Source organism: Microcoleus sp. LEGE 07076, assembly GCF_015207455.1.
In the GTDB taxonomy this organism is placed as follows: domain Bacteria; phylum Cyanobacteriota; class Cyanobacteriia; order Cyanobacteriales; family Microcoleaceae; genus Microcoleus.
The window spans coordinates 39,724-46,251 of sequence record NZ_JADEWV010000028.1 but is presented as its reverse complement, the minus strand read 5'-3'; the positions used below and the strand labels follow the sequence as shown (position 1 = coordinate 46,251).

Annotated in this window: 3 protein-coding genes and 2 pseudogenes; all 5 read right to left on the bottom strand. The window is 45.4% G+C overall.

Features of this window, described 5'->3' with window-relative positions:
* Positions 1 to 436 (bottom strand): orange carotenoid protein N-terminal domain-containing protein (locus tag IQ270_RS07105; RefSeq protein WP_193972539.1); only part of this gene is annotated, 436 nt, incomplete at its 3' end.
* Between the two features lie 757 nt (positions 437 to 1,193).
* Positions 1,194 to 4,328 (bottom strand): MFS transporter, encoded by a 3,135-nt coding sequence (locus tag IQ270_RS07100; protein WP_193972538.1) that lies wholly within the window; start codon positions 4,326 to 4,328, stop codon positions 1,194 to 1,196.
* Between the two features lie 481 nt (positions 4,329 to 4,809).
* Positions 4,810 to 5,112, bottom strand: a pseudogene (locus IQ270_RS07095) (hypothetical protein); the annotation flags it as partial.
* A 63-nt stretch (positions 5,113 to 5,175) separates the two neighbouring features.
* Positions 5,176 to 6,143: pseudogene (locus IQ270_RS07090) on the bottom strand (hypothetical protein).
* A 70-nt stretch (positions 6,144 to 6,213) separates the two neighbouring features.
* Entirely contained in the window at positions 6,214 to 6,528 is a 315-nt protein-coding gene (locus IQ270_RS07085; protein ID WP_193972537.1) for a hypothetical protein, read from the bottom strand.

Sequence of the window (6,528 nt, the reverse complement as noted above, 5' to 3'; positions counted from 1 at the left end):
CCGTACCGCGCAGGAAATCAATTTGCTTCTGAAAGTCCATGCCCTCAATCTTTCCTAATAAAGCTTTTCCAGCTTCGGGAAGTTCATAGTCTGGAGGCATAGGAATAATTGTGCCTTCATCCATTCCTACTGCTAGAAAATACCAAAAAGCCAGCTTGGTTTCTGGGCTCATCGAGCCGTACATCCGGCTGATTTCTGTATTAGTTTTTGAGGCAATGTCGCGCATTACTTGTAGTTGTTCTTCGTGGGGCAGCGGCTTGACTTGCTCGAACAAACCCTCAGCGATTTCGGAACCGGAAGCACCGGGAGCCGCTGGCGTGATTGACTTGCCCATTTTGGTGTAAACAAACCACAGCAAACCTAATTGGTCGTCTACACTCAAGCTCTGCATATCTGCTTTTCCTTGGTCGTAAGCGCTGCTAGTAGAAAATGTCATTTCAGTCTCCAAAATAATATGTATTGCTCAGTTTGCCGATCGCAAAAACTTGTTTTGCTACTTAATAAAAGTTAGCAAATAAATAGGGAGGCTAGAATCTTGCTGAAGGTAGAGATGATCCCCAACAGTAATTAATTGGTGGTGGAGGCTCCGAAGGTGCTAGGAAGTTAAAACTAAAGGATGATGCGAGATGTCTCAGGTTAATTAGTTTGAGAGCGCACTGGTTCTCCGCATCTGACTTCAGTCCTTCTTAATTTTTGCGGACTACACTCAGGTTTGATCGTTCGGACTTCAGTCCTTCTTAATTTTTTTCTAGTGAGAACTTCAGTCCATCTTAATTTTTGCAGACTACAGTATGGTTCTCCGCATCTGACTTCAGTCCTTCTTAATTTTTGCGGACTAAAGTCCTCACTACCAACCTTCTACAGTAGTATTTATAGGGTGTGTCGCCCTTAACAATCCCTCGTATTTAATGGACAATATCGTGGCGACGCACCTGTTATCAAAATAGTGCTACACCACAAGTGTTGGGCGAGAGTATCACGGGCCGGCTGTTTCCACGAGTCTGCCCCTGTTTAAGGTGCGTCGCCCTAATATTGTCCATTGAATGCAAGGGCTTTTTCGAGCGACGCACCCTACGAATACTCAACAGTGATGTCCGATGCTGCGAACCTTTATTTTGCGAATGCACAAGAAAATAGGCTGGCAAACAGCCAGCCTAGAATCAGGAGAAATTTAATTGAAACTTGTTGAAAGTCTAGTTCAACAAACCCGAAATACCGCCGACTGCTATTGCTCCAGCCAGAGCCGAAACAACCACAGAAGTTAGGGCCGTACCGAACAGCCACCAAGCAGCAGTTGCTGCGGCTTCGCGCGCATCTTCTGCTTGTTGCTTGGTCTTTTTCTTGATCTCTTTAATGCGTTTTTTGGCTTCTGTTTGCAGGCGTTCAGAACGCGACAGAACGCTGTCCCTGGCTCCTTCAATTTGGTCGATAATTTTGTGAGCTCGGGCTTCTGAAATATCGGGGCGAGAGCTGATGACTGCAACTAAAGTTTCCCGATCGAACTCGCCTAAACGCTCTTTAATAGCGTCAAATCCGGCCTGCGGATCGTCAAACACTTTGCGGAAGTCTCGCTTAATTCCTTCGTAGTTGAGTTCTGGTCGATCGAGCGAATTGAGGTAATCCCGAATTTTTGTGAAAATACTGTCAATTGCCGACTGGAACTTGTCTTGCACCATTTGAATTTGTTCGACAAATTCGTTGCGGACAGATTCGATACGATCGGCAATTTGGTTGGCTTCCTCTTCGGAGATGTCTTCCCGCTGCGACAGCAATGCTACCAGCGTACCGCGATCGAAGTGCTTGAGCCGATCGCCCAAACTTTGTATCCCCGTTCCCGGCTCGTTAAACAGCAACTGCAAATCGCGTTTGATGCCTTCGGGATTGAGTTCTTCCTTGTTGGTATTCTGCAAGTAATTTTCCAAACTTCCTTGGAAATCCGTTACTCTTTTTTGAGCGCGAGATGCCAAGCGGCGGGGTGATTTCACAAGGGTGCGAATCGAATCTTGCACGCGGTCGATCGTCCGATTTATCTGTTCTTCGCTCAAATCTTCCCGCTGCGAAAGCAACTTGACCAAAGTTTCGCGATCGACCTGAGACAGCCTTTCCCGAAGCGCCAAAGCGCCTTCTTTCGGATTTTCAAACAATTTGGTCAAATCCCGATTCAAGCCTTCAGGATCTAGTTCTTCCAGGTTTGTATTTCGCAGGTACTCGCCAATTTTGCCAGTAATTTCTTCGTACTGCTCTTTAGCTTTATCTGCAAATATTTGCGGTGCGTGGATAATGTTGTCGCGGACGGATTCGATTTTGTCGATCGCCCCATCGATCTGTTCTTCGCTGAGGTCTTGGCGCTGTGAAAGCAACTGCACCAACGTATCGCGGTCGAATTGAGACAAGCGTTCTCTCAACGCTTTCAATCCCGCTTCCGGGTCGCTTAACAGCGTTTGAAACTCGCGTTCGATCGCTTCAGGATTCAGTTCTTCCTTGTTAGTATTGCGGAGATAGTCTTCCACCTTTTGGCGCAATTCTTGTGCTTTCGATTTCGCTTGATCTTGCAATTCTTGAGCTTTGGAAATTACGCGATCGCGCGAACTTTCCAGCCGCCCGATTAACTGATCGGCTTCCTCTGGACTGAAATCTTCCCGCTGGCCGAGCAACTGCACCAAAGTATCGCGGTCAAATTGCGACAGGCGATCGCGCAAAGCCTCAAAACCAGCATCGCGATCGTCCAAAAGCGCTTGGAAGTCCTTCTCGATACCTTCAGGATTCAATTCTTCCTTACCGGTCGATCGCAAATAATTCTCAACTCGGCTGCGTAAATCTTGAGACTGTTCCTCACCCGCAGCATCTCGAACAATTCCCAAAACTTCTTGACGGACACCTTCAAGCTGTTCGGCAATTTCCGTCGCCTGTTCCTGACTAAACCCCTCGCGGCGGCCCAAAATCCCAACAAAATACTCAGGATTAAACATCTCTAACTGGCGCAAAACCGCCCCCGGAGAAGCTTCAGGATCGTAAATGACATCCCTAAATTCCTGCTTGATAGTTTCTCGGTTGAGATGCCAAGGTTGAGTATTCAGCAAATAATTTTCCACATCAGCCTTAGCTGTATTGAAAGGCAGAGCAGGCAATTTATCGCCCACCTTATCGCTCAAAGACTTAGCTTTTTCCTTCCCTTTTCCAGTTAGTTGCTGCAACTGACCAGAGATTTTTTCAACATCCAAATCCGACAAATCCGTCCGCGACAAAACTGTGCCAACCAGAGCTTCTACACCCAACTGCATCGCTCGGTTCATGCCCCCGCTGGACTCCGATTTGTTTTCCCCAGTTTCCATAATTTGAGACAGCTTGGCGTTGAGTTCGTCAGACTTCAGCAAATCAGGAGCCGCAAATTTAAGAAAATCAACCAACTCTAAATTCGGGTCTTTGTTTTCTTGCTGCTTGCCAAATGTTTGCTTCCAAACGCCTTCTAGTTGGTCAGCAACTTGATTTATTTCATCTTGAGAAAAATCACTTCGGCTGCTAATTAAATCCACAAAAGTCTGGCGGTTAACATTTTTTAAAACATCACTTCCCGCCAGAGATTTGATATCTGCATCCCCCAGCAAGTTTTCAAATTGACCGCGAATTTCCTTAACATCTAACTTCGGCAACTGCAAAGAGCCCACATAATCTTGCAGTGTTTCGCGAATGCTCTCCGGGTCTACAGCCGAACTCAACTCGCGGCGGACAGCAGCCACCGATGCTTCCACAGTATTGACCATTTGGTCGCCCGCCATCTTGGCGCCGATCGCCGAACCGGCAGTACCCATGACGCCTTGAATGCCTGAAAAAGCAGTTTTTATCAAGGAACCAATCATCGAACCGACGGCGCTAGAACCGAGCCATACCAAGGTTAAAAAGTACGCAGCCCAGATGACCACACCAATAATTGCCGCTCCATCTACCGAGGCTATTGAAGTTAGTTTGACCGCAAGAAAACAAGCTAAAAATAAAGCCAGGTTAACTGTGACTAAAATCCAACCGCCTACCAAACCTTCAATCTTCCGAACTTTATTTCCTAAAGTTTCAAACTCGTCATCATCGTCATCGTCGTCGGGTAAAGCCTCGTCCCAATTTGAAATTTTGGCAGCTATAGAGAAATTTGTTAACAGAAATTGGAAGCCGAAAGCCATAATGACTCCGGCGATTAATGCCACGAAAAACTGAGGACTTAGAAACATCAGCCCTCCGATATCGGGGTGGTCAAACGGAACATCTATTTCCACTGGCATTTGGGCAATATTGAATTTGGCACTGTACAGCGACATTAATAACTCGCTTTCAAACATAATTTACCTCCTAAAATTTGATACTTGTTCAGGCATATGGAAATCTTCCCCTAACTTTTACCTAGGGGAGTTTGAACTTTTTAGATGGTGATTTTTTTCGTCAGGCTTGATCTTTCGGAAGCCTTGATTCGTGAAATCGGGATGAGTAGTAGATTTGTTCTTTATTTATTTCATCCTTACTGCTGATTATGGCTCTTGAAGCTAAAAAATAAATCCCTCTAAAGTCAGAAATTAACACTAACGCATGAGGGGTCAGAAACCGCGTTTTTACAAAAATCCTTCTTGTCACCCGCTGTAAGGGTAAAAAACCCGGTTTCGGGGAGTCTTGATGCCTCCAGCAAAACTCATTTCAGTTTTGATGCCAGCGCTAGCAGTAGAGTTCGCCCAAAAAAGACAAGTTTGAGGCGGGGGCGATAGCTACCAATTATCAATTTTAGTAAAGTGCGATCGCACCCCAAATATAGTAGAGTGCGCTAGATAATTAGGATTCCGTTGGATTTTTGGGAGCAAAACGAGCTAGTAATTCCGGGCGATCGAGCTGCATACTCAGTCGCGTGATTTCAAGAGGTTCTAGTTGAATCAAAGGCTCAATTATTTGGGCTAATTCTTCATCAATTTCGCCAAATTTTACTTGTAATACAGTCTCAATAATCTCGCGTTTACCTTGCTGCATACCTCGCTCGATACCTCGCTGAATACCTTGCTCGATACCTCGCTGAGTTGCTTCTTCCAGCCGTTGTAAATAGAGCGGTGACAGTTCCATAATTAAATCCCGATTTTCTCGATATATAATAAATATTAAAGTGATATTTAGCGCCCCCTACAGATTGTAGAGTGCGCTGCTGAGTTAGGATTCCGGTTGGTTTTTAGACGCATCGAAACGAGCTAGTAATTCAGAGCGATCGAGCTGCATAATCAGCCGCGTGCGCTCCAGGGGTTCTAGTTGAATCAAAGGCTCGATTATTTGGGCTAATTCTTCATCAATCTCACTAAATTTTACTTGTAACAGGTTCTCAACCATCAGGCGTTGAGCGCGCTGCATACCTTGCTGGATACCTTGCTGAATACCTTGCTGGATACCTTCTTGGATACCTTGCTGCATACCTCGTTGAGTTGCATCTTCAAGCCGTTGCAAATAGAGGGGTGACAGTTCCATAATTAACTCCCGATCTTCTCGATCTATGTCTTGGCGGACTTCTAAAATCGTTCGCAAGTTGTACAACAATTCTAACGCGCTCAACCGAAAGAAATTATCAGAGGGTAATTCTCTCAATTCGGCAATAGCTTGCTTTTGCACGTTTTCCTTCCCCAAAACCCTCAGCCACAGCGTTTCGGGAGTGCGGGGCAGTTGGTGAATGGCAATGATTGCTGCTTTCAGAGACGGACTCAGAAAATAAACTCCATTTACCCAATTTTCGGGTTCGGGAATCGCTCCAAATCCAGCTAACATAGCGTCGGAAACCGTCGGTGACAGTATCCAAAGTTGAGGCAAGTCTGCCTCTGCAATCCGGGTATTATCTCTAGTGGCGACTCGTTCATATTCGGCGTGGACATCAAATAGTTTGCCCAAACAACTGCGAATTTCTCCGGTTTGAACAGGACTGCGGAATGGTTCCAATACAGCGGGTTTTGTTGCGATTTGACCCAAAATGCCGAGGGCTGTTGCTTCGACTTCCGGTTCCGCTTTCGGGGCAAAAAAACGTCAATCTGCCTCACTTCTCCAGCAATGTCGCGGCTGGTTTCGACATTGCCCAGAGGAGTTAATAATTCTTTGAGATACTGTTTGGCAAATTGGTCGTGAATGAATCGGGTCATGCAATTTTAGATTTTAGATTTTAGATTTTAGATTTGGTAATGGGTAATGACAACTATCAACTATCAACTATCAACTGTCAACCGTCAACTGTTTGCAGCATTTACCCTCACAGTTGCGCCGGCTGCGAATACAGCCGTACTCCTCAAAACGTTCGCTGTGTTTGCGAACAGTAGGATAGGCTACCAGATGTAAAGGAATTCCGATTAGTTTGTACAGCAATCGACCAGCAGCATGAAGAATATCCCAAATTTCGCTGAAGTTAGGTTCTCGCACAAATTCTCCAATTTCATCTTGTAATGCAATCCACTGAGATTGCAGAGTAGGATGGTGACAATTATCAAATGCTGTCATACCTTTTTGATAATTTTTCCAAAGTTTATTCAT